Source organism: Peribacillus sp. FSL E2-0218 (assembly GCF_037992945.1).
Classification (GTDB): Bacteria; Bacillota; Bacilli; order Bacillales; family DSM-1321; genus Peribacillus; species Peribacillus simplex_B.
Genome location: NZ_CP150304.1, coordinates 70,572 through 97,500, shown reverse-complemented (window position 1 = coordinate 97,500; position 26,929 = coordinate 70,572). Strand labels below are relative to the sequence as shown.

Genomic DNA, 26,929 nt, shown 5'->3' with positions numbered 1-26,929 from the left:
ATGGTGGAGGATGACGGGATCGAACCGCCGACCCTCTGCTTGTAAGGCAGATGCTCTCCCAGCTGAGCTAATCCTCCATATGTAACTGCTTGGCGGCGTCCTACTCTCACAGGGGGAGACCCCCAACTACCATCGGCGCTGAAGAGCTTAACTGCCGTGTTCGGAATGGGAACGGGTGTGACCTCTTCGCTATCGCCACCAAACATATGAGGAACGTTGTTCCTTCAAAACTAGATAATAAGAAGGCATTTCATTTTTTAAAGCGTTGGTTAAGTCCTCGATCTATTAGTATCAGTCAGCTCCACATGTCGCCACGCTTCCACCTCTGACCTATCAACCTGATCATCTTTCAGGGATCTTACTAGCTTGCGCCATGGGAAATCTCATCTTGAGGGGGGCTTCATGCTTAGATGCTTTCAGCACTTATCCCGTCCGCACGTAGCTACCCAGCTATGCCTTTGGCAAGACAACTGGTACACCAGCGGTGCGTCCATCCCGGTCCTCTCGTACTAAGGACAGCTCCTCTCAAATTTCCTGCGCCCGCGACGGATAGGGACCGAACTGTCTCACGACGTTCTGAACCCAGCTCGCGTACCGCTTTAATGGGCGAACAGCCCAACCCTTGGGACCGACTACAGCCCCAGGATGCGATGAGCCGACATCGAGGTGCCAAACCTCCCCGTCGATGTGGACTCTTGGGGGAGATAAGCCTGTTATCCCCGGGGTAGCTTTTATCCGTTGAGCGATGGCCCTTCCATGCGGAACCACCGGATCACTAAGCCCGACTTTCGTCCCTGCTCGACTTGTAGGTCTCGCAGTCAAGCTCCCTTGTGCCTTTACACTCTACGAATGATTTCCAACCATTCTGAGGGAACCTTTGGGCGCCTCCGTTACTCTTTAGGAGGCGACCGCCCCAGTCAAACTGCCCACCTGACACTGTCTCCCACCCCGATAAGGGGCGCGGGTTAGAATTTCAATACAGCCAGGGTAGTATCCCACCAACGCCTCCACCGAAGCTAGCGCTCCGGCTTCTCAGGCTCCTACCTATCCTGTACAAGCTGTACCAAAATTCAATATCAGGCTGCAGTAAAGCTCCACGGGGTCTTTCCGTCCTGTCGCGGGTAACCTGCATCTTCACAGGTACTATAATTTCACCGAGTCTCTCGTTGAGACAGTGCCCAGATCGTTACACCTTTCGTGCGGGTCGGAACTTACCCGACAAGGAATTTCGCTACCTTAGGACCGTTATAGTTACGGCCGCCGTTTACTGGGGCTTCGGTTCAAAGCTTCGCTTGCGCTAACCTCTCCCCTTAACCTTCCAGCACCGGGCAGGTGTCAGCCCCTATACTTCGCCTTGCGGCTTCGCAGAGACCTGTGTTTTTGCTAAACAGTCGCCTGGGCCTATTCACTGCGGCTTTTCCGGGCTATTCACCCTAAAAAGCACCCCTTCTCCCGAAGTTACGGGGTCATTTTGCCGAGTTCCTTAACGAGAGTTCTCTCGCACACCTTAGGATTCTCTCCTCGCCTACCTGTGTCGGTTTGCGGTACGGGCACCTTACATCTCACTAGAGGCTTTTCTTGGCAGCGTGGAATCAGGAACTTCGGTACTATATTTCCCTCGCCATCACAGCTCCGCCTTAATGGAAACGGGATTTGCCTCGTTTCCGGCCTAACTGCTTGGACGCGCATATCCAACAGCGCGCTTACCCTATCCTTCTGCGTCCCCCCATCGTTCAAACGATGTATAGGTGGTACAGGAATATCAACCTGTTGTCCATCGCCTACGCCTTTCGGCCTCGGCTTAGGTCCCGACTAACCCTGAGCGGACGAGCCTTCCTCAGGAAACCTTAGGCATTCGGTGGAAGGGATTCTCACCCTTCTTTCGCTACTCATACCGGCATTCTCACTTCTAAGCGCTCCACCAGTCCTTCCGGTCTGACTTCAACGCCCTTAGAACGCTCTCCTACCATCGACACCCTACGGTGTCAATCCACAGCTTCGGTGATACGTTTAGCCCCGGTACATTTTCGGCGCGGAGTCACTCGACCAGTGAGCTATTACGCACTCTTTAAATGGTGGCTGCTTCTAAGCCAACATCCTGGTTGTCTAAGCAACTCCACATCCTTTTCCACTTAACGTATACTTTGGGACCTTAGCTGGTGGTCTGGGCTGTTTCCCTTTCGACTACGGATCTTATCACTCGCAGTCTGACTCCCAAGAATAAGTATTTGGCATTCGGAGTTTGACTGAATTCGGTAACCCGTTGGGGGCCCCTAGTCCAATCAGTGCTCTACCTCCAATACTCTCATCTTGAGGCTAGCCCTAAAGCTATTTCGGAGAGAACCAGCTATCTCCAGGTTCGATTGGAATTTCTCCGCTACCCACACCTCATCCCCGCACTTTTCAACGTGCGTGGGTTCGGGCCTCCATTCAGTGTTACCTGAACTTCACCCTGGACATGGGTAGATCACCTGGTTTCGGGTCTACGACCTCATACTCATTCGCCCTATTCAGACTCGCTTTCGCTGCGGCTCCGTCTCATCAACTTAACCTCGCATGAAATCGTAACTCGCCGGTTCATTCTACAAAAGGCACGCCATTACCCATTAACGGGCTTTGACTACTTGTAGGCACACGGTTTCAGGATCTATTTCACTCCCCTTCCGGGGTGCTTTTCACCTTTCCCTCACGGTACTGGTTCACTATCGGTCACTAGGGAGTATTTAGCCTTGGGAGATGGTCCTCCCTGCTTCCGACGGGATTTCTCGTGTCCCGCCGTACTCAGGATCCACTCAGGAGGGAACGAAGTTTCAACTACAGGGTTTTTACCTTCTTTGACGGACCTTTCCAGATCGCTTCATTTACCCCGTTCCTTTGTAACTCCATGTTGAGTGTCCTACAACCCCAAGAGGCAAGCCTCTTGGTTTGGGCTAATTCCGTTTCGCTCGCCGCTACTCAGGAAATCGCGTTTGCTTTCTCTTCCTCCGGGTACTTAGATGTTTCAGTTCCCCGGGTCTGCCTTCAGTACCCTATGTATTCAGGTAAAGATACTGTTCCATTACGAACAGTGGGTTTCCCCATTCGGAAATCTCCGGATCAAAGCTTACTTACAGCTCCCCGAAGCATATCGGTGTTAGTCCCGTCCTTCATCGGCTCCTAGTGCCAAGGCATCCACCGTGCGCCCTTTCTAACTTAACCGTTAAAAAAGTCTTACAGATGCTTTGAAAAAATTAATTGCCTTCTATCTATTATCTAGTTTTCAAGGAACAAAGTGGAGAGAATCCATCACATCGTGATGCCTCTTCCTTCATTGAATGAATTACTCATTCAAAACTGAACAAAACAAAAGCGCACTCGTATTATCCTTAGAAAGGAGGTGATCCAGCCGCACCTTCCGATACGGCTACCTTGTTACGACTTCACCCCAATCATCTGTCCCACCTTAGGCGGCTGGCTCCATGAAGGTTACCTCACCGACTTCGGGTGTTACAAACTCTCGTGGTGTGACGGGCGGTGTGTACAAGGCCCGGGAACGTATTCACCGCGGCATGCTGATCCGCGATTACTAGCGATTCCGGCTTCATGCAGGCGAGTTGCAGCCTGCAATCCGAACTGAGAATGGCTTTATGGGATTCGCTTACCTTCGCAGGTTTGCAGCCCTTTGTACCATCCATTGTAGCACGTGTGTAGCCCAGGTCATAAGGGGCATGATGATTTGACGTCATCCCCACCTTCCTCCGGTTTGTCACCGGCAGTCACCTTAGAGTGCCCAACTGAATGCTGGCAACTAAGATCAAGGGTTGCGCTCGTTGCGGGACTTAACCCAACATCTCACGACACGAGCTGACGACAACCATGCACCACCTGTCACTCTGTCCCCCGAAGGGGAACGCCCTATCTCTAGGGTTGTCAGAGGATGTCAAGACCTGGTAAGGTTCTTCGCGTTGCTTCGAATTAAACCACATGCTCCACCGCTTGTGCGGGCCCCCGTCAATTCCTTTGAGTTTCAGCCTTGCGGCCGTACTCCCCAGGCGGAGTGCTTAATGCGTTAGCTGCAGCACTAAAGGGCGGAAACCCTCTAACACTTAGCACTCATCGTTTACGGCGTGGACTACCAGGGTATCTAATCCTGTTTGCTCCCCACGCTTTCGCGCCTCAGTGTCAGTTACAGACCAGAAAGTCGCCTTCGCCACTGGTGTTCCTCCAAATCTCTACGCATTTCACCGCTACACTTGGAATTCCACTTTCCTCTTCTGCACTCAAGTTCCCCAGTTTCCAATGACCCTCCACGGTTGAGCCGTGGGCTTTCACATCAGACTTAAGGAACCACCTGCGCGCGCTTTACGCCCAATAATTCCGGACAACGCTTGCCACCTACGTATTACCGCGGCTGCTGGCACGTAGTTAGCCGTGGCTTTCTGGTTAGGTACCGTCAAGGTACCAGCAGTTACTCTGGTACTTGTTCTTCCCTAACAACAGAACTTTACGACCCGAAGGCCTTCTTCGTTCACGCGGCGTTGCTCCGTCAGACTTTCGTCCATTGCGGAAGATTCCCTACTGCTGCCTCCCGTAGGAGTCTGGGCCGTGTCTCAGTCCCAGTGTGGCCGATCACCCTCTCAGGTCGGCTACGCATCGTCGCCTTGGTGAGCCATTACCTCACCAACTAGCTAATGCGCCGCGGGCCCATCTATAAGTGACAGCGTAAACCGTCTTTCCATCTTTCCTCATGCGAGAAAAGAACGTATCCGGTATTAGCTCCGGTTTCCCGAAGTTATCCCAGTCTTATAGGCAGGTTGCCCACGTGTTACTCACCCGTCCGCCGCTAATCTCAGGGAGCAAGCTCCCATCGATTCGCTCGACTTGCATGTATTAGGCACGCCGCCAGCGTTCGTCCTGAGCCAGGATCAAACTCTCCGAAGAAATGTTTGACTTGCTCATTTGCTTTTTTGATAGTGTGTGCTCACTTAAAATTTAACGTTGGCGCTTTGTTTTGTTCAGTTTTCAAAGAGCAATATCTTTCGAAACAGCTTATTTATAATACCATTTTTCATTACTACAAGTCAACAAATTTTTAAAACTTTTTTAAAGTTTGTCATTCGTTTGTAACTCGTTCGTAAGGACAGATATAAATATAACACCATTACGTTAACTGCGCAATACCTTTTATTAAGTTTTTTCGAAATAATAATGTTTTTCTTTTCACCCTGGATATCAAATTAATTAAATGATACGAAACTATAATTAAAAAACAAAAACCGAACTCATTTGCCGAAATCCACGGGCTGCACCCAATCGATTCCAGCATTCCGAATCCGGTCCTGTAATCATCGCTTCTTCTTGCTTATTAGCGGTGTCTCATTAATGGGAATAACAGAACATCACGTATGGAAGGTGAATTGGTCAATAACATAACCAGACGGTCAACACCAATTCCTAATCCGCCAGTTGGCGGCATTCCGTATTCTAATGCTTCCAAGAAATCCTCGTCCATTTCATGAGCTTCGTCATTGCCTTGCTCGCGTTCTTTCAATTGAGATTCAAAACGTTGACGTTGATCAATAGGGTCATTAAGTTCCGTGAAGGCATTCGCATGCTCCCTGCCCACTATGAATAGCTCAAACCGATCGGTGAAACGGGCATCTTCCGGATTTTTCTTTGCCAATGGCGAAATTTCCACCGGATGTCCGTAAATGAAAGTAGGCTGTATCAACTTATCTTCCACTTTCTGCTCGAAGAACTCATTCACGATATGACCAAACTCCATGGAGTCCTTAATTTCGATCCCGTTCTCTTTGGCAAGCCGTTGCGCTTCTTCTTTACTCATGTGAGCCCAGAAGTCCACACCCGTATATTCCTTTACAGCATCGACCATGTGAAGTCGTTTCCACTCCGGCTTTAACTCGATCTCATATTCCCCGTATTGAATGGTAGTCGTCCCCAATACCTCTTGAGCTATATGCGCAATCAAGTTTTCCGTTAAACTCATGATATCCTTATAATCAGCATAGGCCTCGTATAACTCAATCAAAGTGAATTCCGGATTATGTCTTGTTGATACTCCTTCATTACGGAAAACCCGGCCAATCTCATAAACCTTTTCTAATCCGCCGACGATCAGTCGCTTCAGATGAAGCTCGATGGCTATCCTTAAATTCAAAGGCATATCCAAAGCGTTATGGTGAGTAAGGAAAGGACGTGCGGCAGCTCCGCCAGCAACGGAGTGCAATAGCGGCGTTTCCACTTCCAGGTACCCTTGATCATCCAAATATCGTCTCATTGCTTGCACAATACGGCTGCGCATGATCAAAGTGTTCTTACTTTCCTCATTCGTGATCAGGTCCACATAACGTTTCCGATAGCGTTCTTCCACATCCTTAAGACCATGGAATTTATCAGGTAGCGGACGAAGCGCTTTAGAAAGAAATACATAGTCATTCGCTTTAATGGAAAGCTCCCCAACCTTCGTCTTGAAAATCACGCCAGTGACCCCTACGATATCGCCAAGGTCCGTTTGATTAAAAATCTGGTAAGATTCTTCACCTATATTGTCTAAACGAACGTAGATTTGGATTTGGCCGCTAATATCCTGGATATGGGCAAATCCCGCTTTCCCTTTGCCACGCTTGGTCATGACGCGGCCAGCGATGGTAACCTCGATTTCTTTTTGCTCAAGATCTTCTTTTTCCATTTCTCCATAAGCACGAACTAAATCCTGGGCACTATGAGTGCGCTCGAATCTGCTCCCGAAAGGATCCTGTCCGTTATCAATCATTGCCTGCATTTTATCGCGCCTTACTTGCAATTGATCATTCAATTCTTCATGACTCACGAAAATCATCTCCATCTTTATTAATAAAAGCTTTATATAATTAATCAATATTTATTTTGCATACGTATTTATTCTTACATAAAGTACAGGAATTCAACAGCTTTTTATCTTAAAAACTTCTTTATGTATATATAAAAACTGCCAGATTTACTGGCAGTTTAAGATATGCGTATTATAGGAAAACAGGAAGGCGAAGTCAACATCAGACCATTTGGATGTTCATTTCCTTCGCTTCGATTTCATCGACCATCCCATAAAGGAGTCTCACGACATCTTCTCTCGTTTCACAATCGTTGATCCCTTTACGCGCCTTGCCATTCCCTTTCACACCTTTCAGGTACCAAGAAGCATGCTTGCGCATTTCACGAACGGCGACGTACTCATTTTTCAATGCAATCAGACGATCCATGTGAAGGACACATACATCCATCTTTTCTCGAACTGTAGGTTCTTCCATCAATTGACCCGATTCCAAATACTTCACGGTCCGGTATATCATCCATGGGTTGCCTAGAGCTGCACGGCCGATCATGACCCCGTCGACTCCGGTTTCCTTCAACATGCGTTCAGCATCCTGTGGCGTTTCCACATCTCCATTCCCGATAAGGGGAATATTGATGGATTTCTTCACTTCACGAATGATGTCCCAGTTAGCTTTACCTTCATACATTTGAACCCGGGTTCTCCCATGCATGGAAACGGCTTTACCACCCGCCCGTTCAACCGCCTGGGCATTTTCAATCGCAAATACATGCTCTTCATCCCAGCCAATGCGCATTTTCACGGTTACCGGCTTGTCGACAGCATCAACCACGGCGGAAACCATCTCATAAATTTTATTCGGATCGAGAAGCCACTTCGCCCCTGCATCACATTTCGTGATTTTCGGGACCGGGCAGCCCATATTGATATCAATGATGTCGGCATTTGTATTCTTATCTACAAATTGAGCAGCTTCGACCAAGGATTTCTTTTCACCGCCAAAGATTTGCAAGCTTAACGGCTTCTCCCTTTCATCTATATAAAGCATATTCATCGTTTTGGCATTTTGAAGGACGATGCCTTTGTCACTGACCATCTCCGCACAAACCAGACCAGCGCCAAACTCCTTGACGGTCAAGCGGAATGCCGAGTTGCAGACTCCTGCCATCGGTGCCAGCACTACCGGATTCTTCATTTCTATATCGCCTATTTTTAACACGTGTGACCTCCTATAACAACCGTTCATTTATCCTCAGGTGGTTGAAGCTCCTCAATGGACACATGAAGGATATCCGCCACTTCCATTAAAAATGCTTCTGAAGGGTTGCGGTTCCCTCTTTCAACTTCACCAAGCAAGGAAACGGAAACTCCTACTTCTTTCGCAAAGCCTTCCTGTGTATAACCCTTTAACTTTCGAAAAGCGCGAATGCGCCTTCCCCATTTTTCACCTTCCATAATCGAACTCCTTCTTTATCCGGAATCTGTTCAAGCAGGTCGCTCAAAGGTGCATGCATGTGCGGAAGCCTTATATCAGGGTCCACTTCCATTAAAGGCACGATGACAAACGCCCTCTCGTGCATACGAGGGTGTGGGACCGAAAGAATCTCTGTCTCAATATTTTCATGATTATATAACAAAATGTCAAGGTCCAAAGTACGGGGACCCCACCTTATTTCCCTTTTTCTTCCTAACGTTTGCTCGATTTGCATACAAACGTGAAGCAATTCCTCGGGATGCAAGTCGGTTTCCACCTTTAGCACAGCATTTAAAAAACAGTCCTGATCGGCATATCCTACCGGATCCGTTTCATAAAAAGAAGAAGTTGCAACCAACATGATATGCGGGTTTTCAGTCAATAATTGGAAGGCCTTGCGGAAAATATCGAGTCGGTCGCCCAAGTTCGATCCAATTGAGAGGTAAGCAATATTCACCATAATCAGCGTCCTCTTACAATCTCTATAGCTACCGAGTCATAATGCCCCGCTATAGGAGGATCTGGTTTATATACCTTGACCGTGCAGCTATCAATTGAAGGATATCCGCGAAGAAGGTCGGAAGCGATCTTTTCAGCAACTGCCTCCACTAACTTAAAAGGTTTCCCTTCTACAACGCCTTTACACAATTGATATAATTCGCCGTAGTTAATCGAGTCCTTTAGATCGTCACTCTTCCCCGCCTTGGCTAAATCGGTTTCGACAGTAAGGTCGACTTTAAACCGCTGACCAAGCTTCGTTTCTTCTGGGAATACTCCATGATACCCATAAAACTCCATTTTATTCACAAATATTTTATCCATTTCATTCACCTTTTCCTAAAAGCGCATCCATCATTTTTGCAGTTCGCGCCATTTCCTTTACATCATGCACCCGAACCATTTGGCAGCCCTGCTGAATTCCATGGCAGATTGTAGCGGCGGTTCCTTCCATTCGCTCACCTGGAGGCAAATCAAGAACATGCCCGATCATGGACTTTCTCGATGTTGCAAGCAGTACTGGGTAGCCTATTGCTACAAGCTTATCAAGATTCCGCATCATTTCCAAATTAAACTTCAAGTCTTTTGCAAAGCCTATGCCAGGATCGAGGATGATGTTTTCTTCCTTGACGCCAGCCTGCTTTACGATCATGACGCTTTCGAATAAGTCCTCAAAGACATCGCGAACGAAATGACCATAATCCATATTATCCCTATTATGCATCAATATAATCGGCACACCAAATTCCGCTGCAACTTTTGCCATCAAGGAATCGGCTTTGCCTCCCCAAATGTCGTTTACTATATGGGCCCCTGCCTTAACAGCTTCCTTGGCCACCTTTGATTTATAGGTATCAATCGATATCGGAATTTCTATGTTCCGGGAAATTGCATCGATGATCGGAGCGACCCTTTCTATCTCCTGATCATCCGATATCCTCTCATAATTAGGACGGGTTGACTCACCGCCTATGTCGAGAATATCCGCACCGTCGTTCACCATCCGTTCCGCATGCTTCAAAGCAGCATCTACCCGATTATATTTCCCGCCATCCGAGAAAGAGTCAGGCGTAACATTCAAAATCCCCATAATTAAGGTTTTCTTGCTGTAATCCAATTCAAATGAGCCGCATGTAAGTTTTGTCGCTCCAGCTAATGACATCTAACGTTCTCCTCCGCCTATATAAATCTATATTAAGAGTTTACCCATTTACACACGCATAGTGCAAGCCAACGGCGAAGATTAGCAATGGCCCGGACCTTTTTTCTACAAAAATAAGAGCAAAGCCCACCGGGGACTTTGCTTCTCATTAAACGAAAGTATTACTCAAAGTTATATAGCGGTGTACTTAAGTACCGTTCGCCATTACTCGGGATGATGGCCAGGACCTTTTTGCCTTTTCCCAGTTTTTCAGCAACTTTAATGGCTGCTGCAATGGCGCCTCCAGAAGAAATCCCTCCAAGGATTCCCTCCTCTTTAGCTGCACGGCGGGCATAATCGAATGATTCCTCAGTATTGACTTGAATGATTTCGTCATATAAGTCCGTATTGAGGATACTAGGTACGAAGCCCGCACCTATCCCTTGGATTTTATGCGGTCCAGGGTTCCCTCCGGATAATACAGGGGAATCCGCTGGCTCGACAGCATAAATTTTGATGTCAGGATATTTCTCACGCAGAACCTCACCCGCACCAGTGATCGTCCCCCCCGTACCGATACCGGCTACGAAAGCATCCAGGCCTTCATCACCAAAGGCTTCGACGATTTCAGGACCTGTAGTGTTGCGATGAACTTCAGGATTGGCGACATTCTCGAATTGCTGGGGAATGAAGTACCCTTTTTCCTTAGACAGCTCAGTAGCCTTAGCGATGGCACCCTTCATTCCTTCAGGTCCAGGCGTAAGGACTAACTCCGCTCCATAAGCACGAAGTAAATTGCGGCGTTCCAGACTCATCGTTTCCGGCATGACGAGGATTGATTTATAGCCCTTCGCTGCCGCTACCATCGCAAGTCCGATACCCGTGTTTCCGCTAGTAGGTTCAATGATCGTGTCACCTGGCTTAAGGGTGCCATTTTTTTCTGCGGCCTCGATCATCGCAAGGGCGATGCGATCTTTTACACTGCTGCCTGGGTTAAAGTACTCAAGTTTCAAATAGATATCTGCACTGTTTTCAGGTTGAAGCTTGTTCAGCTTCACGATAGGTGTTTGCCCAATCAAATCGATTACAGAATTAGCTATACGTGCCATTTTCTCCACTCCTCATCATTTCAATACCGAGTATTTTTGTAGGTTTTATTATTTTAAAGTTACCAGTTTCATTAGTTCGTTGTCAATGATTATCTATTATATTCTAAATTTTCTTACACATCCAATGAACTACTTTTGTTCCTTCAATCCATAAAACCATTCCACATCAAATTCATCCCAGAAAATCTTTCCGGATACCGGTGCCTGAATCTGTTCAAGAGCTATTTGGCGATGTATCTTATCTTTAACTTCATCGTATTCATACTGCTTGCCTTTAATTTTTTCGTGCAGATAGAGAACGGCCCAGCCATCTTCCGTCTTGACCGCCTCACTCCACTTATTGACTTGTAATTTTTCTGCCACTTCAATGTATTCCTTAGGGACCTGCTCGTTATCCTGTGATATATACCCCATGTCGCCCCCCTGATTGGCCGTGAATTCATCCAGGGATTTTTCCATCGCCAAAACCTCAAAGGAGACACCTTTAGCCAATTCACGCCTGATTTTTTCAGCTTGCTTTTTCGTAGACGTGGTAATGTGGGATATATGATACGTGGTGGGAATCCGATAGATGTCCTTATTATCATCATAATACTTCTCCATGACGGCCCCGGAGACAGAGACGTCCTTGGTGAGCAGCTTTTCAAGCAGGAGGCTCGACTGAACTTCCTTGCTCAATTGATCGGTGCTTTTATTAAGAGTCTGACCTGCAGCTCCATACATCGTCTTCATCATTTTAAGTTCCCGGTCAACCTCTTTATTCGAAATTTTCACTTTGTATTTTTCTGCTGCCTGTTTCACGACCTCTTTATCCACCATTTCCTCAAGTACGTCTTCTCCATATCTCTTTTCGAGCTCATTAATCCATGCTTCCCGGGAAATATCCTTGGATCCAACCCTGGCGGCTGTCTCCTCTCCTATTACGGATTTAGAAGTGATTAATGGTTTTATGACAAAGATAATGATAGTCAAAAGGTTCAGCACGGCAAGGCCGGCAATGATCGCCCGAAGCTTTTGTTTAGGCAAGACCTTTTCCTCCGTCAATTATTTTTCTGTTTCTGCTTCCAGTTCTTCAAGATCTTCTTTCGAGAATTGGTAGGTTTCATTGCAAAAATGGCATTGCGCCTCCGCTTTTCCTTCTGTCTCGATAATATCCCGAATTTCATCTTTCCCAAGGCTGATCAATGCATTGGCAATTCTCTCCCTTGAGCATTGGCAGGAGAATTCGACATCCATTTTTTCTAAAATGTTCACATTGCCTTCACCCAAAATTTCCGTTAGGATTTCTTCCGGCGTCAAGCCTCTTTGAATCATTTTCGAGACAGGGTCGATTGTGCTCAGGCGACTCTCGATTTTGGAGATCGTTTCATCGGATGTTCCAGGCAGCAATTGAATGATGAATCCACCCGCAGCTAGGATCGAATTATCCGGATTCACCAAAACACCAACACCCACTGAAGAAGGCACTTGTTCGGACGTGGCAAAATAGTAAGTGAAATCCTCGCCTAATTCCCCTGAAACAAGCGGAACTTGTCCTGAAAAGTAATCACGCAGGCCAATATCCTTCACGACGGTCATCAGCCCTTCCGTACCCACCGCTTTCCTGACATCAAGCTTTCCGTGTTCGTTCAAATCAAAATGAGTTTGGGGGTGCGTTACATATCCGCGAACTTCTCCCCTTGCATTGCTATCGACCAGGATCGACCCGATCGGACCTCCGCCCTCAATTTTAATCGTCAGTTTTTCTTCACCTTTCAACATGCCGCCCATCATCACGCCGGCCGTCATTGCACGTCCGAGGGCTGCCGAGGCAGTAGGCCATGTATAATGGCGTCTTTGTGCCTCTCCTACAGTATCCGTTGTTGAAACAGCATATGCACGAACTTGACCCTCATAGCCTAACGCTTTCACTAGATAATCCTTCATTTATAGTGCTCCTTCCATGTTGTGCACACATATTCTTTATTTCTTCACTTGCTCACGATTGCGTTTATAGATGAGCTGTAACCCCTTCAAGGTCAAAAATGGTTCAACGACATCAATCACGGTAGACTCATTGGCAATCAAGGTCGCCAATCCGCCCGTAGCGATTACTGTCGGTTCAAGATTACTTTGCTCCTTTATTCGGTTGACGATTCCTTCGACCTGTCCAACATATCCATATAATATCCCAGCCTGCATGGCCGATACGGTATTCTTCCCAATGATGCCGTCTGGCCGGCTGATTTCTATCCTCGGAAGCTTGGCAGCTTTTGAATAAAGCGCCTCTGTAGATATGTTAATGCCAGGGGCGATGGCTCCGCCCATGTATTGTTTATCCTCATTTATATAGCAATATGTTGTTGCCGTGCCAAAATCCACGATGATGAGAGGACTTCCATACTCCTGTATGCCTGCAACGGCATTCACGATCCGGTCTGCACCCACTTCACGGGGATTTTCATATTTAATATTCAATCCAGTTTTGATTCCCGGTCCCACTATTAGCGGTTTTATGCCAAAGTACTTCTTGCACATGCGTTCCAGCGCAAACATGATTGGCGGAACTACCGAAGAGATTATGATTCCGTCAAATTGGTCAAACGAAAGGCCTTCATGCTGCAGCAAAGACTTTATGACCATTCCATATTCATCTTCCGTCTTATGGCGGCTAGTCTCGATTCGCCAATGATATTTTAAAATATCTTCATCGTATACGCCTAATACTATATTCGTATTTCCAACATCCAATACAAAAATCATCGTTTCATCACTCCGGTAAATTATTCTCCAACATCATACCACACTGGTTTTTCATACGCTATTAGTCACACTTTTCGAAAGCCAATAAAACTCCAGACCCGATCCTTTACGTTTTAACGGTTAAGAAAAGGGTATTTCCGAGGCGGAAATACCCTTTTCTGTTAGTCGAATTAAGACTTTTTATTGTCATCTTCGTTAGGGAAGGAAAGCGGCTTATCTTGAGGGGCCCCTTCATTAATCGGAGGTGTATTAAGCCCTTCCTCCGTTATTTCAAGGTCCTCAGGTCCCCTTTTATCCAATGGATCCAAAAGGGCCTCTTTTTCTTCCTTTTTCGTATTGATGTTCACCTTGACATTCTCATCAGTGGTCAAATTGCCATTCAGAGCGGTATAATCCCGGTCTGGCAATTTTCCATTGTGGAATAAACTTCTGATTTGTTCTGCATCGAGTGTTTCCACTTCAAGCAAGGTTTTAGCAACCAAATCAAGTTTTTCACGATTTTCAGTAAGGATTTTCTTACATCTTTCGTACGCTTCCCTGATGATGCGTTGAATTTCAAGATCGATTTCATAGGCTATGGCATCTGAATAATTTTGATCATTATTGAAATCGCGGCCTAGGAAAACCTGACCTTGGGAGTTACCGAACTGAAGCGGTCCAAGTTTGCTCATGCCATATTCCATGACCATGCTGCGAGCTATGCCCGTTGCACGTTGGAAGTCATTATGCGCCCCAGTACTCACTTCTCCGAATGTTACTTCCTCGGATACACGTCCACCCAACAGTCCGACGATTTTATCTTTCAATTCCGGCTCCGTCATGAAGAAACGATCTTCTTTTGGAAGCATCACTGCATAACCGCCAGCTTGACCACGAGGGACAATCGTAACCTTATGAACGACTTCGGCATCATCCAGAACCAGACCGATGATGGTATGGCCCGCTTCATGCCATGCTACAATATTCCGTTCCTTCTTGGAAATGACACGGTTTTTCTTGGCAGGTCCGGCAATGACGCGATCCGAAGCTTCATCCAGATCCGACATGTCAATCTTCTTCTTATCTTGACGGGCAGCCACAAGTGCCGCTTCATTAAGCAAGTTTTCAAGATCGGCACCAGAAAATCCTGGTGTACGCTGGGCAATCGCCTTCAAATCGACGGTTTCCGCCAAAGGTTTATTGCGAGCATGCACCTTCAGCACTTCTTCACGGCCTTTGACATCCGGGCGGCCAACCGTAATTTGACGGTCAAAACGACCTGGACGCAATAATGCCGGATCCAATACATCAGCACGGTTAGTCGCAGCTATGATGATGATGCCCTCATTGCCGCCGAATCCATCCATTTCAACGAGCAATTGGTTCAGCGTTTGTTCACGTTCATCATGTCCGCCACCAAGGCCTGCGCCACGCTGACGTCCGACTGCATCAATTTCATCGATGAAGATGATACATGGTGCATTTTTCTTAGCATTCTCAAATAAATCACGAACACGGGATGCACCGACACCCACGAACATCTCAACGAAATCTGAACCGCTGATCGAGAAGAAAGGAGTTCCTGCTTCACCGGCCACTGCCCGTGCAAGTAATGTTTTACCTGTACCAGGAGGCCCCACTAATAGTACCCCTTTAGGAATGCGGGCTCCTAGCTCGGCGAATTTGCGAGGGTCTTTCAAGAATTCGACGACCTCGACAAGTTCCTGCTTTTCTTCGTCCGCTCCGGCAACATCATTGAAGCGTACCTTTTTCTTATCATCATTATACAATTTCGCCTTACTTTTCCCGAAATTCATGACACGGCCGCCACCGCCGCCTTGAGCTTGGTTAAGTAAAAAGAAGAAGAGGATAAAAATGATTACAAATGGAATGATGGAAGTGAAAAATGTCACCCAGCCACTTGTCTTTTCTGGAGGCTCGACAGTGATGATGTCTTTATCCAGCTTGTTTGCAGCGTCATTGATCCGGCTTTGCGAATATTCACTGAATGGCACGTAAGTCACGAAGTTCTTGTTATCATCATAACCTTTGAGCTTACCAGTGATTTCAAAGACACTGCTTTCGGGCTGCATCGTAAGTGATGTAACGTCCCCACTCTCCAAATGCTTATAGAATTCATCTTGGGTCATTTTTACGTTTGGTTCATTGTTATTATTAAAGATGCTTACAATCCCAATGATGACCAAAAAGATCAGTAAATAAAATATCGTATTACGGAAGATCCGATTCATCCCTTACCTCCTCCCACGGGTAAACAAACTATAGTAAATACTATCATACAAAATTAAAGAATTACAATAATTTAACACCGCTGTTTTAATCTGGTCTTTTCTTTCAAACAGGTACGATCAATTCGAGTAAATTTCAGGCTTCAATATGCCAATATACGGGAGATTGCGATATTTTTCGGCAAAATCCAGACCGTATCCGACAACGAATGCATCAGGAACGATAAATCCGGCATAATCGGGAGTGATATCCGCTTTCCGGCCTGTCGGTTTATCCAATAAGGTGACGATTTTAATCGATTTTGCTTTTCTATAGCGGAACAGTTCCGCAAGATAGCTAAGTGTTAAACCGCTGTCGATAATATCTTCGATGATTAAGATGTCACGGCCTTCCACTGATGTATCTAGATCCTTGATGATTTTCACTTCACCGGAAGATACAGTTGAGTTACCATAGCTTGAAACATCCATGAAATCCATTTCAAGATGTGTATCAACACGCTTCAGCAAGTCAGACATAAATGGCATCGCGCCTTTCAACACCCCGATGGCCAACGGGAACTTGCCTTGGTAATCAGCTTCTAGCTGTGCACCCAGTTCCTTGATTTTCGTTTGAAGTTCTTCCTCTGTGATTAACACTTTTTCAATGTCGTTTTGCATGGTCATTGTAATTGATTGCCCCCCATGAAGAATTAAGCTTTTTTATATTCTAAGTAGATTAAAGATGTTTCATCAGAAAACATTTCCGGCTCAACATCCGATTTCTTTAAACCGGGCAGCCAGATGGCCTTCCCCGCTTGATCGATGATGACCGGCCACACATTTCTTTCCTGCATCGGGATTTTTTCATTAATGAAAATATCCTTCAACTTTTTAGTGCCGCCCAATCCCTTGACTGCCATCCGTTCGCCTTCCTTCCTTGTTCGGACGGTAAGCGGAAGCCGAACAGCGGATTCGGGAAGTATAAAAGAATGGTTTCCACTGACTGTCGGAATTTCTTCTTTTATATAGTGCGCTTTAATCTTATATCCATTCGGAAGAATAGTCTCACCGGGAATTTGTAATATAAGGGAATATCCTTGGCTTTTTGGGCGAAAAAATCGAAAGGTGCAAGTTTGATATGATTTTTCCGCAATCAAGCCCTCCGGAAGATGCAATTCTGCAGATGGTTGAGGATTAAAAAACAAAACTAAAAGTTGATCAATATGTAATGCTGAAAGCGATGAAGGTCTCTCCAAATAAAGATAGTTTAATATTAGTTGAATCGCTCTTCTTTGTAAAGGTTTAGGCATCGCGAGGACCTCATCAATCTTAATAACCGCTTGATTTTCATCCTGCTTGATCCAAACCTCGGACATTTTACCTGAAACGAGGTTCTGCAAAAATGCCTCATCTTCATAAAGCTCTTCACTGAAACGCTGGAAGTGCTCATGAACTTTTCCATTTTCCTGCTTTAAAAACGGAAGGACTTCGTGCCTAAAGCGGTTCCTTACATAGGTATCTTGATCATTGCTCGGGTCGAACCTCGGTTCAATCCCATGAAGATCGGCATACTCCATGATTTGCGACTTCGTGATTTCAAGTAAAGGCCTGATCAGCTGGCCGGAGTGAAAGCGCCGCTTCATAGGGATGCCTGCCCGCGCCTGCCCCGTCGCCCCCCTTGTTAAACGCATGAGCATCGTTTCGATTTGATCGTCTCCATGATGCCCCAGCACGAGTGTATCGGCCTGGTGCTTATCCATCACTTCTTCATAGAAAGCAAAGCGTAACTTCCTTGACGTTATTTGGGAGCTTTCCCCTGTATGCTTCATCCCGGCAGGAACATCGATCCTTTTCCCTTCAAAGGCGATGCCCCATCGTGCGCATATTCGCTCGACATACCGATAATCCTCATATGATTCTTCTCCACGGAACATATGGTCAACACTTGCAACGATCATCCCGTATTGAAAAAGCGGTTGGATTTCCTTCAGGATATGGAGAAGCACCATCGAGTCCGGTCCCCCGGAAACACCTATGACCAATTTCGTCTTTTCCTGGATCAATTCATTTCTATAGATAGTGTCGAGAATTTTTTCCTTTAACATACAATCTTCCTTCTTTATGGACAGGTAATAGTTAATACGGTTCAAAACATGAAATGGTACCAACTATTTCATGATATTCATTAATTAACTATATCATAACAACTGTTCATATATGTAAAGAACATAGAGCATCGATATGATCGCAACAAGTAAAAAAGTCTCAAACAGTCCTCCCCGCTTCTTGTTGGAATGGTTTTGGGACCTTCTTGCCTGCCTTGTCGCAGGCTTGCTTGCCGCCGCCTGGACGGTCCCCGTTTTCTTCTGGTGGCTTTGCTTACTCAACACAGCAACTAAATCCTCCCTCATTTGAAGCGCTGAATCGTACTTCCCGTGCAGCGCTTTATCCAGCATTTTTCTATAGGGGAGCAGTTCCTTTTTCTGCTTAATCAAGTCGTTTAGCTGACTATACCCCTCCCCTTTCTTATGGAAACGTCCCGGGTAGGCTGAATTGATGATGATCATCGCCACAGCGAACAAGTCATATTGCGGATCGGCCTTCCTCGAACCAAGCCCCCAGTAACCTCTATCAAAGAACTCCGTGAATTCCTTGACTGAACGGCCGATCAGGGTCGTTCCCCCTACATCGACGCAGCGCACCTTATAGGCGGGAGAAGTCACGATCAAATTCTCGGGCTTTAAATCACCGAACACCCATCCATTTGCATGCAGGGCCGATAAACTCGTTAACAGCTGAAGCATCAAGACACCGATCCACGATGCTCCCTTTTTTTCGATAAAACGCAAAAAATCGTGTCCATGGATATATTCCATGACATAAAAGGGGAGCTGCTTTCCTGATTTGATGAAATCGTCCGCTTCCAAAAAGGAAGGTCCAAGGGTAGACCCCTGGACCTTTGAAAAGGATTTTAGGATATTCATCTCCGATATAATGGACGTCCCATTATCACTGAGCTTTAGAGCATAATGACGATTTCCGTTTTCCACCAAATAGACGATGCCGTTGGCGCCACACCCCAATTCCTTCAAGATTTTGTACTGGTTTTTATTCCATTTCCCAATGACGGAACTTCCAGGCAGGAGTTTACATTGATTCCTCAAAGTATTGTTCATCATCATGTGATAACAATCCCCTCAATGAACGTTTTTTATTGAAATAGGTCAACGCTTCGCGAATGGCCGGACCTGTCGGAGTGAGTCCGCCCGTACTGAGCTTAGGAAAGGTTGCCGTCAGGGCTTCAAGGTTGGGGGTCCAATCCAGCAACTTTTCTACATCCTTTCTTTTCCCAGGAAATACGAATACGGAAAAACGGCTGTCACCCATTCTTGCGTTCATACTGAGGGAAAGGTCCAATAAAGAATCTTTTACGGTAGGAAGCTTATGTTTCATGCTTGCGCTGGTATCTACAAGGATCAACACTTCAAGCTTGCTTGTTTCCCCAAGCTCGTCGACCACCTCCATCACTTCGCCTCGTTTTTCCGGGGGGAGATCCTCCATCGTGCTTGAATCTCCCAGTATTTGTTGAAGTTCACGATTGATTACTCCCTGTATGGTTTGAGTCATTGCCTTTTGGGTGACCATTTGCACGGTTTGGGACAGCTGCTGGGCATAGACGATTTGGCTTACACCGCCTCCCGAGCCGGCAATCTTCTCGATTTCCTTCAGTCCCTTTTCATCTATCACATCATTTTCCATGACGCCTATGACATTGATGGTTATGCCTTGCTCCCTTGCTAGTTCAGCCATGGCAGATGGCTCCTCACCATGATTCGAACATCCGTCGGTAATAAGCAAAATCTGTCTTAATGTTCCCGCTTTCATGTTTTGCTCTCCCTTCTTTTCAATCTGTTACCATAATTGACTAAAAAAAGGGAATTTATACGCAAGCGGCATACGCAATCAAGTCACATTAACAAGAGTCTCGGGAATTTCCTTTGGCGTTCAACCTTTTTACCTTTTACCCGTCCACCATTCCATCACCTCATTCATGAATTCGTATATTTTTTATATAAATGTCCTACTGGGCCTTTTTGTTTTTCGAGGAAACGGGAATGGAAGCCCATTTCGGCGTATTATGTTTTATTTTTGAAGTTACCACTGTCATATCATCATCTATGATCCCTTTCGTCCGGATGACTTCTTCCAATATTAAATCGGAAATTTCCTGTGGATCGTCCGTCTCCATTTCCTTGATTTTTCGTTTGAGCCAGAACTCGATATTTTCCACATGTGACGGTCCATCGAACACCCCATCGCTCATCATGATCAATATGTCTCCCGCCTTCAATTCTTCCGATACAACATCAACATCAAAATCCTGGATGATTCCCATCGGAAGGTTACTCGATTCAATTTTTATGATTCTATCCCCCCTTTTTATGAAGCTCGGTATCGAACAGATTTTCAAAAACTTAGCCTTTGCGTCCTGAAGATCAATCATTGCTAAATCAAGAGTTGAAAATATTTCATCGGTAGTGCGTAGTGATAAAACGGAGTTTACGGATTTAATGGCTATTTTTTCTTCTATTCCCGATTGTAAGAATTTTTGCAGCAGCTTCAATGTTTCCGTGCTTTCAAAATGGGCCCTTTCCCCATTTCCCATGCCATCACTGATGGCTATCGCAAATTTACCGCAGCCGATTTCCATCGTCGTATAACTATCTCCTGATACAAGCCCTCCCCCCTTGGCAGCGTGAGCCACACCCGTTTCGACCGTGAATTTTTTTGCTGACCTAAATATCACCTCACATTGCCCGTTTGGATATGTTGCACATTCTTCTGAATGAACGACGATCGTTTCTCCCAATATGTCCGAAAGCATCGGCGCGATCAGTTTTTCACATTCGCCCCTGCCCTGGCAGTATGGGACACTCATCTCTATATCCACGTTGCCTTGCTCCAGGCTGTATATTTCAACATAACCGATATGCAGGCCAAAATCCTGAATGGCCTCCATAATGGATTCCTCATGTAAATGGTGGTTTTTCCTTTCCCTTTGAATTTCTTTTGCGAAATCATCCATCACTGCAGAAACGCCGCGCAGCTGGTCCGCCACTAGTTTCCTGCTTTCCTTCACCTGCCTTTTCAGTTTTTGGTTTGCCTCGAAGTAGGTGAGCTCCTGGGCTATAGCCCCGATGACCTGAGGCCCGCGAGTACAGTATTTCCCCCATTCCTTCGCAGTTTTTTGCGGGATCTGTCCATTATTTTCACTTAATTGAAGCATGATTTCCTGCATGCCGTCATAGGTTGTATTAAAGTTTTTGGCCCAGCATTGTTCCTTTTTAAAACAGAGCTGGCATGTCTTTTCCGTCACATTACTTAAAAAATAATCGAATTCCTTCTCATCTTCCTCCAATCTCCCCCTTTCATCCACTTGGGAGAAGCTATTCGAGAGCGCCTCGAATACATGTGAGAACTGCTCAACCCTTTGAGCGGTAACATCCCTCACCTTGCGGGCATACTGCTGTTGTTCATCGGAATTCTCAACAGTTCCCGGTATATGCTTCGCTATTTTGTTGATGATCGATGATGGCGTCAATATAAATAACGCAACGGCAACAAGTGATTCATAAAGTGTGACCATTATATTATTGGTGCCCTCGCCATATAGACCTATCAGTAATGTGGCGATCAAGAGGCCGCTAGCGACCCCTATTTTCCGTCCCTCCTTCAGCAGCCCCCCAAGCAGGCCGGAAAAAGCAAGCAGGCTCATTTGATAAAGGCTGGAAATACTTGCAAGGGAAAATATCAGTCCGGTTACTACACCTACAGTGGAGCCTATGGCGGCCCCTCCTGCCAGCCCGAAGAGAAGTACCAAGTATCGCGAGAATATATGGTCGAGTGATAGATCATATATCATCCAGCCAATCGTTCCGGTCATCACCGACGCCAGCAAGATGATGATACTGACGATTTCCTCCGTCTTCAATGATTGGGATCTTGTCCGGATCGTCAGCAGCGGAATCGACTGGATGAAGATCAAGGTCAATATCATGGCAAGTCCCGCCTCCACCCCTATCATCATAAGGTCGTACAGCTGAATCGTTCGGAACACCAGATATTGCTCGGCCAGGTTGACCAGGAACATTGAAGCGAATACGTACATCGACATCGTCTTGAATTGTCCTTCGACGGCGGGCTTCTTGATCTTATGAAAAAGCAGGAGCAGGAACGCCGACGCGAATATGATTAAACTATTGGAATAGTGAACGGTGAGCCCCCCTGCAATCAATCCGAATAATGCCAGCGGAGCCCTGTCACGTCTCATAAGGAATACGGCTGCGAAAAACGGAAGTCCAAATGGTGCCAGTTGCGAGAGGATTAATGCCCGTCCTAATAAAAAACCGATAATGGCTAAAGAAATGCCTTTCTTTATGAATATATCCTCCGATTTCATTTGCAGCTGCTGGATCCAATTGATGGCCCCTGCCTTCGCTTCTTTTAATTGAACATCTCCAAGAGGTTCCAACATTGGTCTTTCTACTTTTTCCATTTCAACACCCCATTCGTATTAGTGATTTTTATTATAAAGAGGCCATTGTCATTTTTTTGTCAGAATTTTAAAAGCGTATTGGAAAAACGTTCGACGAAATTCTTCTTGAACAATCATTTGTATACAGGTTTTTGTCCGGTTTTTCCCAATACAGAAACGGGCGTTCCTTTTTTTTTGAAGAAAAGCAAAGTTTTTAGGTTATTTTTGCGGAAAATAACATGAATAAATCATCAGGAAAATGGATATAGATAATCTTTATTTTTTTTGTTGACATTCTTTGCTCACGAATGTAAGATATAACTTGTGCTTCAGTAGCACTTACCATTATGGCGGCGTAGCTCAGCTGGCTAGAGCGTACGGTTCATACCCGTGAGGTCGGGGGTTCGATCCCCTCTGCCGCTATCCTTACTTTCTTTCCTGGCCCGTTGGTCAAGCGGTTAAGACACCGCCCTTTCACGGCGGTAACACGGGTTCGAATCCCGTACGGGTCATCCCAAAAAACAAGAAAAAGCGCTTCTGCACACTAGTGTACAGGAGCGCTTTTTTTGGCGTGATTCACGGAAACTTAGATACAATTAAAAGAAGACAAGCAAGCTGCCTGCCTTTATCTACACTATGAAAGTATTCACAGGAAAAGTTGCTAATCTATTATTTCAGCAGCAGTTTTATCCGCGTCTTCCTCCTCGACCTCCCCGTTTCGTTTCGGTGCTACGTTTGAGGGTCGTTAAGCGGTCTTCGCTATCTTTTAAGAATTTTGCCATTTTTTGCTCAAAGTTTTCCTTTGGCTGAAAACTGTTACCTTTTGAGCGGAAGTCTTTGGAACGGCTGTCATTCCCTCTTCCTTGGCGCGGACGTGGTGTGTATGCAGGTTTTTGCTCTCCTTCAGGACGGTCTATCGCTTTTTTTATGGACAAGCCAATCTTGCCATCTTTTTCCACATTGATGACTTTCACCTCAACTGTATCGCCCACTTTTAAATGGTCATTGATATCCTTGACATAATTATCAGCCACTTCACTGATATGGACAAGACCAGTGGAACCTTGAGGGAGCTCTACAAATGCACCAAAATTAGTAATGCCTGTTACTTTACCTTGTAACTTGCTGCCTACTTCGATTGACATAAAAAAAATGTTCCTCCTTAGAAATGTTAAAAAATCTCTTCATACTATATTATAACGAAAGTAAAAAAACAGTGTCAATATTAGTCACTATCTTCCTTACCTTTTGGAAGCGTAAAAAGGATCTCGCCATTGTCCGATAGGAAATAATCCCGTCTGGCTATTTTCGCAATATAATCGTCATCATTAAGTTTGACGATTTCTTCCTTAAGAAGGGTTTCGTCTTTTTCCAATTTAGCCAGCTTAACTTGCATTTCCTTCTTCTGTTGAACTTTCTCATCAAGTGCAGCATTTTGCGTAACGAGGGTGGTAACAGCCAAAATTAAAAAGAGAGCCGCAAAAACTGAATAAAGAGTTAGTCTACGCATTAGACCGCGCCTCTTTTTTTCTACTGTTTGTACTTTTTTCTCTTGTTGGGCGACGTAGGCATTTTCTATTTTTGCCACTTTCCTTTTACGAAGGCTACTCATATTTTATCACTCCTCTCATCATTTCTTTTTATTTCTCCATCCATTGAGCGTTCTACTTATAGAATTCTTTATTTTCAATAAAATCCCTTTTCCTTTATTATAAAACTTCCCGACGTTTTTCGTAACAAAAACCGGCAATAAATTCCACATATAGGTCAACATCCATTTTATTGGCTTCCAGAATACATTTAAAATAAAGAGAACGATTTTCCCTGCCCATTTCAATAATGCGAAGGCGAATTTGCCTAGCCCCATCACGATGGCTATTATGGATACTATTACCCATTTTATCGGAAGAAATATCAGCATGTGAACAGAATTGGTGATAAATCTTGCCAACTTTATCACCAGATGTATCAATAACTCCAACAACCGCTGATAGAACCCTTTGAACAATGCTTGATATGCAGCGAAACCGCAAAATAAGGCCAAAAATAAATAGAAGCGAAACTCTCCCTCGTTCACTAAAAATAAAACATAAAAGATAAGCAGACCTTGAATGATCCAGAAAAGGAAATCGTGGATGAACACAATCCACCTTTTCCTCTCGGAACGCTTTAGAAACCGGCTATACGTATCCAGGGCAGCTCCAAAACCACTGCCCATGCCAATCATCGCTAGCAACGTATAAAATTGGATCGTTAAGGTCATTTGAACAATTTGCCAAAGAAGCCTTTAGCCTTCTCCCCTGATTGCTCATCCAGATAAACAAGGTCGAAAATCTTCCCTTTAATGGATACGATGCCTTTATCAACGTCCAAATTCTTCATTTGCAGGTTTTGCCCCCGTATCGATAGGAATCCCATTGACGTTTCGAGCAGGAACTCTTCATTATCAAAGCTTTCCACTTGCTTGACACCGGTAATTTCCAGTAAACGGCGGCCTTTCATCGTTACATCATGCTCTTGGATCGTTCCCTTTGTATAACCAGCATTCGGTTCAATAAATTGGCTCATTTTTTCATCCCTCACAGTACCACTGATTTTGTACAAGTGTATGTCCGTAAGAAGGGAAATAGAACCAAGCTTGTCCTTACTCCTCTGCCAGCTTTTCTTCCTTAACGATCGTATACATTTCTGCTGCCGCATCTTTTTTCGTCGTTTCCTGGATTTTATCGACTCGTACCGTCACCAGCTTTTGACCGAAACGTACAGTCAATTCGTCGCCATCCTTCACATTCGAGCTCGCTTTTGCCTGTTGCCCGTTAATCGTGATCCGCCCTTTGTCCGCAACTTCCTTCGCAAGTGTGCGGCGCTTGATCAACCTTGATACTTTCAGGAATTTATCCAATCTCATCGACATTCTTATTCTCCCCCTTGATTAAAGTCCTTTAGCCTTTGCCTCATCCCAGTATGAATCCAGCTCTTCCAAAGAATGATGCTCAAACTTTTTGCCTGTCTTTAGGATGCATTGTTCTATATATGTAAAACGCTGATGAAATTTCCGGTTCGCTTGGTAGACGGCTTCCTCCGCTTGTATGTCATAATAACGTGAAATGTTGACAAGCGCAAAAAAGAGGTCGCCCAGCTCCGATTGAATTCTTTCCACATCACAATCCGGAGATACCATTTCTTCTTCTAATTCATGCACTTCCTCTATAACCTTTTTCCATGCTTCGGAAACCTCGTCCCAATCAAAGCCAACCTTTGCAGCTCTTTTCTGATATTCTTCGGCGCGAAGTAAGTTGGGCAAGGATTTCTCGATTCCATCCAATATGGAAGGCTGGAGCGTTATTTCGCTGCCTTTCTCCTCCGCTTTGATTTTCTGCCAGTTCACCATTACGTCTTCCTCGTCATTCACTTCAACATCGCCGAATACGTGGGGATGGCGTCGAATCATTTTGGCCGTAATGCCCTCGATCACATCATCTATCGTGAACATGCCCTCATCTTCACCGATTTGCGAATGGAGCATCACTTGAAGCAAGACATCCCCAAGCTCGCCGACCATGCCCTCATCATCTTCTTCATCAATGGAATCAATAAGCTCGTATGCCTCTTCTATCAGGTATTTCTTCAAGCTTTCATGCGTTTGTTTCTTATCCCAAGGACAACCGTCAGGTCCCCTAAGCTGGGCAATGATTTGCCGCAGCTTGAAAAACTCGCGGTATTGCAGCGCTTCTTCTCTGACAGGAGGGACATATACACTCGTCAAGTTACTTAATTCCAACTGACGATCAAGCTCGAACAGAGCGCATTTTGTCACTTTTTCCTTGCTGCTGCCTGCCGCTGTTACGATGAAGACCTCATAGTCATCCGGGAGCTTCTCCATTAAAGTAAGCTTCACATTCGAAGCGCTGAATGCATCATACACCTGGCCGATTATCATATGCTGGGTGATATGCAGGTCATTGGCCGAAAGATCCGTCCCATCCAATAGCTGGAACCCCTCGATCGGATCGATGCGAACAGCTTGGAACAAGGGATCAAGGAAGCTTTGTCCACCTTCCAGCTTTATGTCCACTCCAAGCGCAGGCCCTTTTTCAAGCAAAAGCTGGACCGTTTTTTCCGCAACCATCGGATGACCCGGAACCGCATATAAAACGGACTGGTTCAAAGCCGCTTGTAATAATGTTTCGGCAATTTCTTCATATACCGCTTCAAATTGGTCGTGCTTTTCATATATCCAATCAAAAGCCGTGAAACGGATGCCCTCCGCTTTCAATTCCTCGATCACAGGATGATCGATCGTCCTTAAGAAGCATTGTTGGACTTGTGTCAATTTTTTATAAATCCCTAGCGGAAGCTGGTCCAAGTCCCCTGCACCAAGGCCGATTATCGTTATCTCATTCATGGGT

General features: G+C 45.5%; 22 protein-coding genes, 3 tRNA genes and 3 rRNA genes. 2 read left to right on the top strand and 26 right to left on the bottom strand.

Annotated elements, in window-relative coordinates; translation table 11 throughout:
• Position 1: 1 nt before the first annotated feature.
• The 20 genes from MHI53_RS00490 to spoIIE form a co-directional block, all read right to left on the bottom strand.
• A tRNA-Val gene (locus MHI53_RS00490) sits at positions 2-77 on the bottom strand.
• A gap of 10 nt (positions 78-87) precedes the next feature.
• Positions 88-203, bottom strand: a 5S ribosomal RNA gene (gene rrf, locus MHI53_RS00485).
• Between the two features lie 62 nt (positions 204-265).
• Positions 266-3,198 (bottom strand): 23S ribosomal RNA (locus tag MHI53_RS00480).
• Positions 3,199-3,369: 171 nt separating this feature from the next.
• Positions 3,370-4,920 (bottom strand): 16S ribosomal RNA (locus MHI53_RS00475).
• The 16S, 23S and 5S rRNA genes sit together here with 1 tRNA gene alongside, the layout of an rRNA operon.
• Positions 4,921-5,344: 424 nt before the next feature.
• On the bottom strand, positions 5,345-6,829 hold the full coding sequence (gene lysS / locus MHI53_RS00470; protein ID WP_061144002.1) for a lysine--tRNA ligase: 1,485 nt from the start codon (positions 6,827-6,829) through the stop codon (positions 5,345-5,347).
• A gap of 202 nt (positions 6,830-7,031) precedes the next feature.
• The gene (gene dusB, locus MHI53_RS00465) at positions 7,032-8,030 is read right to left on the bottom strand and encodes a tRNA dihydrouridine synthase DusB (protein WP_061144003.1); all 999 of its coding nucleotides are present in this window, start codon (positions 8,028-8,030) and stop codon (positions 7,032-7,034) included.
• Positions 8,031-8,053: 23 nt separating this feature from the next.
• Positions 8,054-8,266 carry a helix-turn-helix transcriptional regulator gene (locus tag MHI53_RS00460; RefSeq protein WP_061144004.1) on the bottom strand — a complete coding sequence of 71 codons (213 nt, stop codon included), beginning with the start codon at positions 8,264-8,266 and terminating at the stop codon, positions 8,054-8,056.
• Positions 8,218-8,745 carry a 2-amino-4-hydroxy-6-hydroxymethyldihydropteridine diphosphokinase gene (gene folK / locus MHI53_RS00455; RefSeq protein ID WP_061144005.1) on the bottom strand — a complete coding sequence of 176 codons (528 nt, stop codon included), beginning with the start codon at positions 8,743-8,745 and terminating at the stop codon, positions 8,218-8,220. The genes MHI53_RS00460 and folK overlap by 49 nt, the downstream gene beginning before the upstream one ends.
• A gap of 2 nt (positions 8,746-8,747) precedes the next feature.
• Positions 8,748-9,107 (bottom strand): dihydroneopterin aldolase, encoded by a 360-nt coding sequence (folB, locus tag MHI53_RS00450; RefSeq protein WP_061144006.1) that lies wholly within the window; start codon positions 9,105-9,107, stop codon positions 8,748-8,750.
• A gap of 1 nt (position 9,108) precedes the next feature.
• A complete protein-coding gene (gene folP / locus MHI53_RS00445) occupies positions 9,109-9,945 on the bottom strand; it encodes a dihydropteroate synthase (protein WP_061144007.1) in 837 nt (278 codons plus the stop codon).
• Positions 9,946-10,106: 161 nt separating this feature from the next.
• Complete coding sequence (gene cysK / locus MHI53_RS00440) at positions 10,107-11,033, bottom strand: cysteine synthase A (protein ID WP_061144008.1); 927 nt, start codon at positions 11,031-11,033, stop codon at positions 10,107-10,109.
• Positions 11,034-11,162: 129 nt separating this feature from the next.
• Positions 11,163-12,059, bottom strand: coding sequence for a peptidyl-prolyl cis-trans isomerase (locus tag MHI53_RS00435; RefSeq protein WP_081092551.1), 897 nt, complete (start codon positions 12,057-12,059; stop codon positions 11,163-11,165).
• An 18-nt stretch (positions 12,060-12,077) separates the two neighbouring features.
• Positions 12,078-12,959, bottom strand: a complete 882-nt coding sequence (gene hslO / locus MHI53_RS00430) for an Hsp33 family molecular chaperone HslO (RefSeq protein ID WP_340372565.1) — start codon at positions 12,957-12,959, stop codon at positions 12,078-12,080.
• A 36-nt stretch (positions 12,960-12,995) separates the two neighbouring features.
• On the bottom strand, positions 12,996-13,775 hold the full coding sequence (locus MHI53_RS00425; RefSeq protein WP_061144011.1) for a type III pantothenate kinase: 780 nt from the start codon (positions 13,773-13,775) through the stop codon (positions 12,996-12,998).
• Between the two features lie 170 nt (positions 13,776-13,945).
• Positions 13,946-16,006 carry an ATP-dependent zinc metalloprotease FtsH gene (ftsH, locus tag MHI53_RS00420; RefSeq protein WP_081092548.1) on the bottom strand — a complete coding sequence of 687 codons (2,061 nt, stop codon included), beginning with the start codon at positions 16,004-16,006 and terminating at the stop codon, positions 13,946-13,948.
• 117 nt (positions 16,007-16,123) lie between these two features.
• Positions 16,124-16,663, bottom strand: a complete 540-nt coding sequence (hpt, locus tag MHI53_RS00415; RefSeq protein ID WP_061144052.1) for a hypoxanthine phosphoribosyltransferase — start codon at positions 16,661-16,663, stop codon at positions 16,124-16,126.
• A 32-nt stretch (positions 16,664-16,695) separates the two neighbouring features.
• Positions 16,696-18,090, bottom strand: coding sequence for a tRNA lysidine(34) synthetase TilS (tilS, locus tag MHI53_RS00410; RefSeq protein ID WP_061144012.1), 1,395 nt, complete (start codon positions 18,088-18,090; stop codon positions 16,696-16,698).
• A 93-nt stretch (positions 18,091-18,183) separates the two neighbouring features.
• Positions 18,184-19,167 carry a protein kinase family protein gene (locus tag MHI53_RS00405; RefSeq protein WP_340372564.1) on the bottom strand — a complete coding sequence of 328 codons (984 nt, stop codon included), beginning with the start codon at positions 19,165-19,167 and terminating at the stop codon, positions 18,184-18,186.
• A complete protein-coding gene (locus MHI53_RS00400) occupies positions 19,133-19,870 on the bottom strand; it encodes a VWA domain-containing protein (RefSeq protein WP_061144013.1) in 738 nt (245 codons plus the stop codon). The genes MHI53_RS00405 and MHI53_RS00400 overlap by 35 nt, the downstream gene beginning before the upstream one ends.
• A gap of 196 nt (positions 19,871-20,066) precedes the next feature.
• On the bottom strand, positions 20,067-22,541 hold the full coding sequence (gene spoIIE, locus MHI53_RS00395) for a stage II sporulation protein E (protein ID WP_061144014.1): 2,475 nt from the start codon (positions 22,539-22,541) through the stop codon (positions 20,067-20,069).
• 328 nt (positions 22,542-22,869) lie between these two features.
• Here spoIIE and MHI53_RS00390 point away from each other — a divergent pair.
• Positions 22,870-22,943: transfer RNA gene (locus MHI53_RS00390), tRNA-Met, on the top strand.
• Positions 22,944-22,960: 17 nt separating this feature from the next.
• Positions 22,961-23,032, top strand: a tRNA-Glu gene (locus MHI53_RS00385).
• Positions 23,033-23,206: 174 nt separating this feature from the next.
• On the opposite strand, the gene MHI53_RS00380 is transcribed toward MHI53_RS00385, so the two are convergent.
• From MHI53_RS00380 to mazG, 6 genes are all read right to left on the bottom strand, one after another.
• Positions 23,207-23,665, bottom strand: coding sequence for a S1 domain-containing RNA-binding protein (locus tag MHI53_RS00380; RefSeq protein ID WP_061144015.1), 459 nt, complete (start codon positions 23,663-23,665; stop codon positions 23,207-23,209).
• 80 nt (positions 23,666-23,745) lie between these two features.
• On the bottom strand, positions 23,746-24,132 hold the full coding sequence (locus tag MHI53_RS00375) for a septum formation initiator family protein (protein ID WP_061144016.1): 387 nt from the start codon (positions 24,130-24,132) through the stop codon (positions 23,746-23,748).
• Between the two features lie 18 nt (positions 24,133-24,150).
• A complete protein-coding gene (yabQ, locus tag MHI53_RS00370; protein WP_061144017.1) occupies positions 24,151-24,783 on the bottom strand; it encodes a spore cortex biosynthesis protein YabQ in 633 nt (210 codons plus the stop codon).
• Positions 24,780-25,088, bottom strand: a complete 309-nt coding sequence (gene yabP / locus MHI53_RS00365) for a sporulation protein YabP (protein ID WP_061144018.1) — start codon at positions 25,086-25,088, stop codon at positions 24,780-24,782. Before yabP ends, yabQ begins: the two co-directional genes overlap by 4 nt.
• Before the next feature lie 76 nt (positions 25,089-25,164).
• A complete protein-coding gene (locus tag MHI53_RS00360; protein ID WP_061144054.1) occupies positions 25,165-25,428 on the bottom strand; it encodes an RNA-binding S4 domain-containing protein in 264 nt (87 codons plus the stop codon).
• A 24-nt stretch (positions 25,429-25,452) separates the two neighbouring features.
• Complete coding sequence (gene mazG / locus MHI53_RS00355) at positions 25,453-26,925, bottom strand: nucleoside triphosphate pyrophosphohydrolase (protein ID WP_061144019.1); 1,473 nt, start codon at positions 26,923-26,925, stop codon at positions 25,453-25,455.
• Between the last annotated feature and the right edge of the window lie 4 nt (positions 26,926-26,929).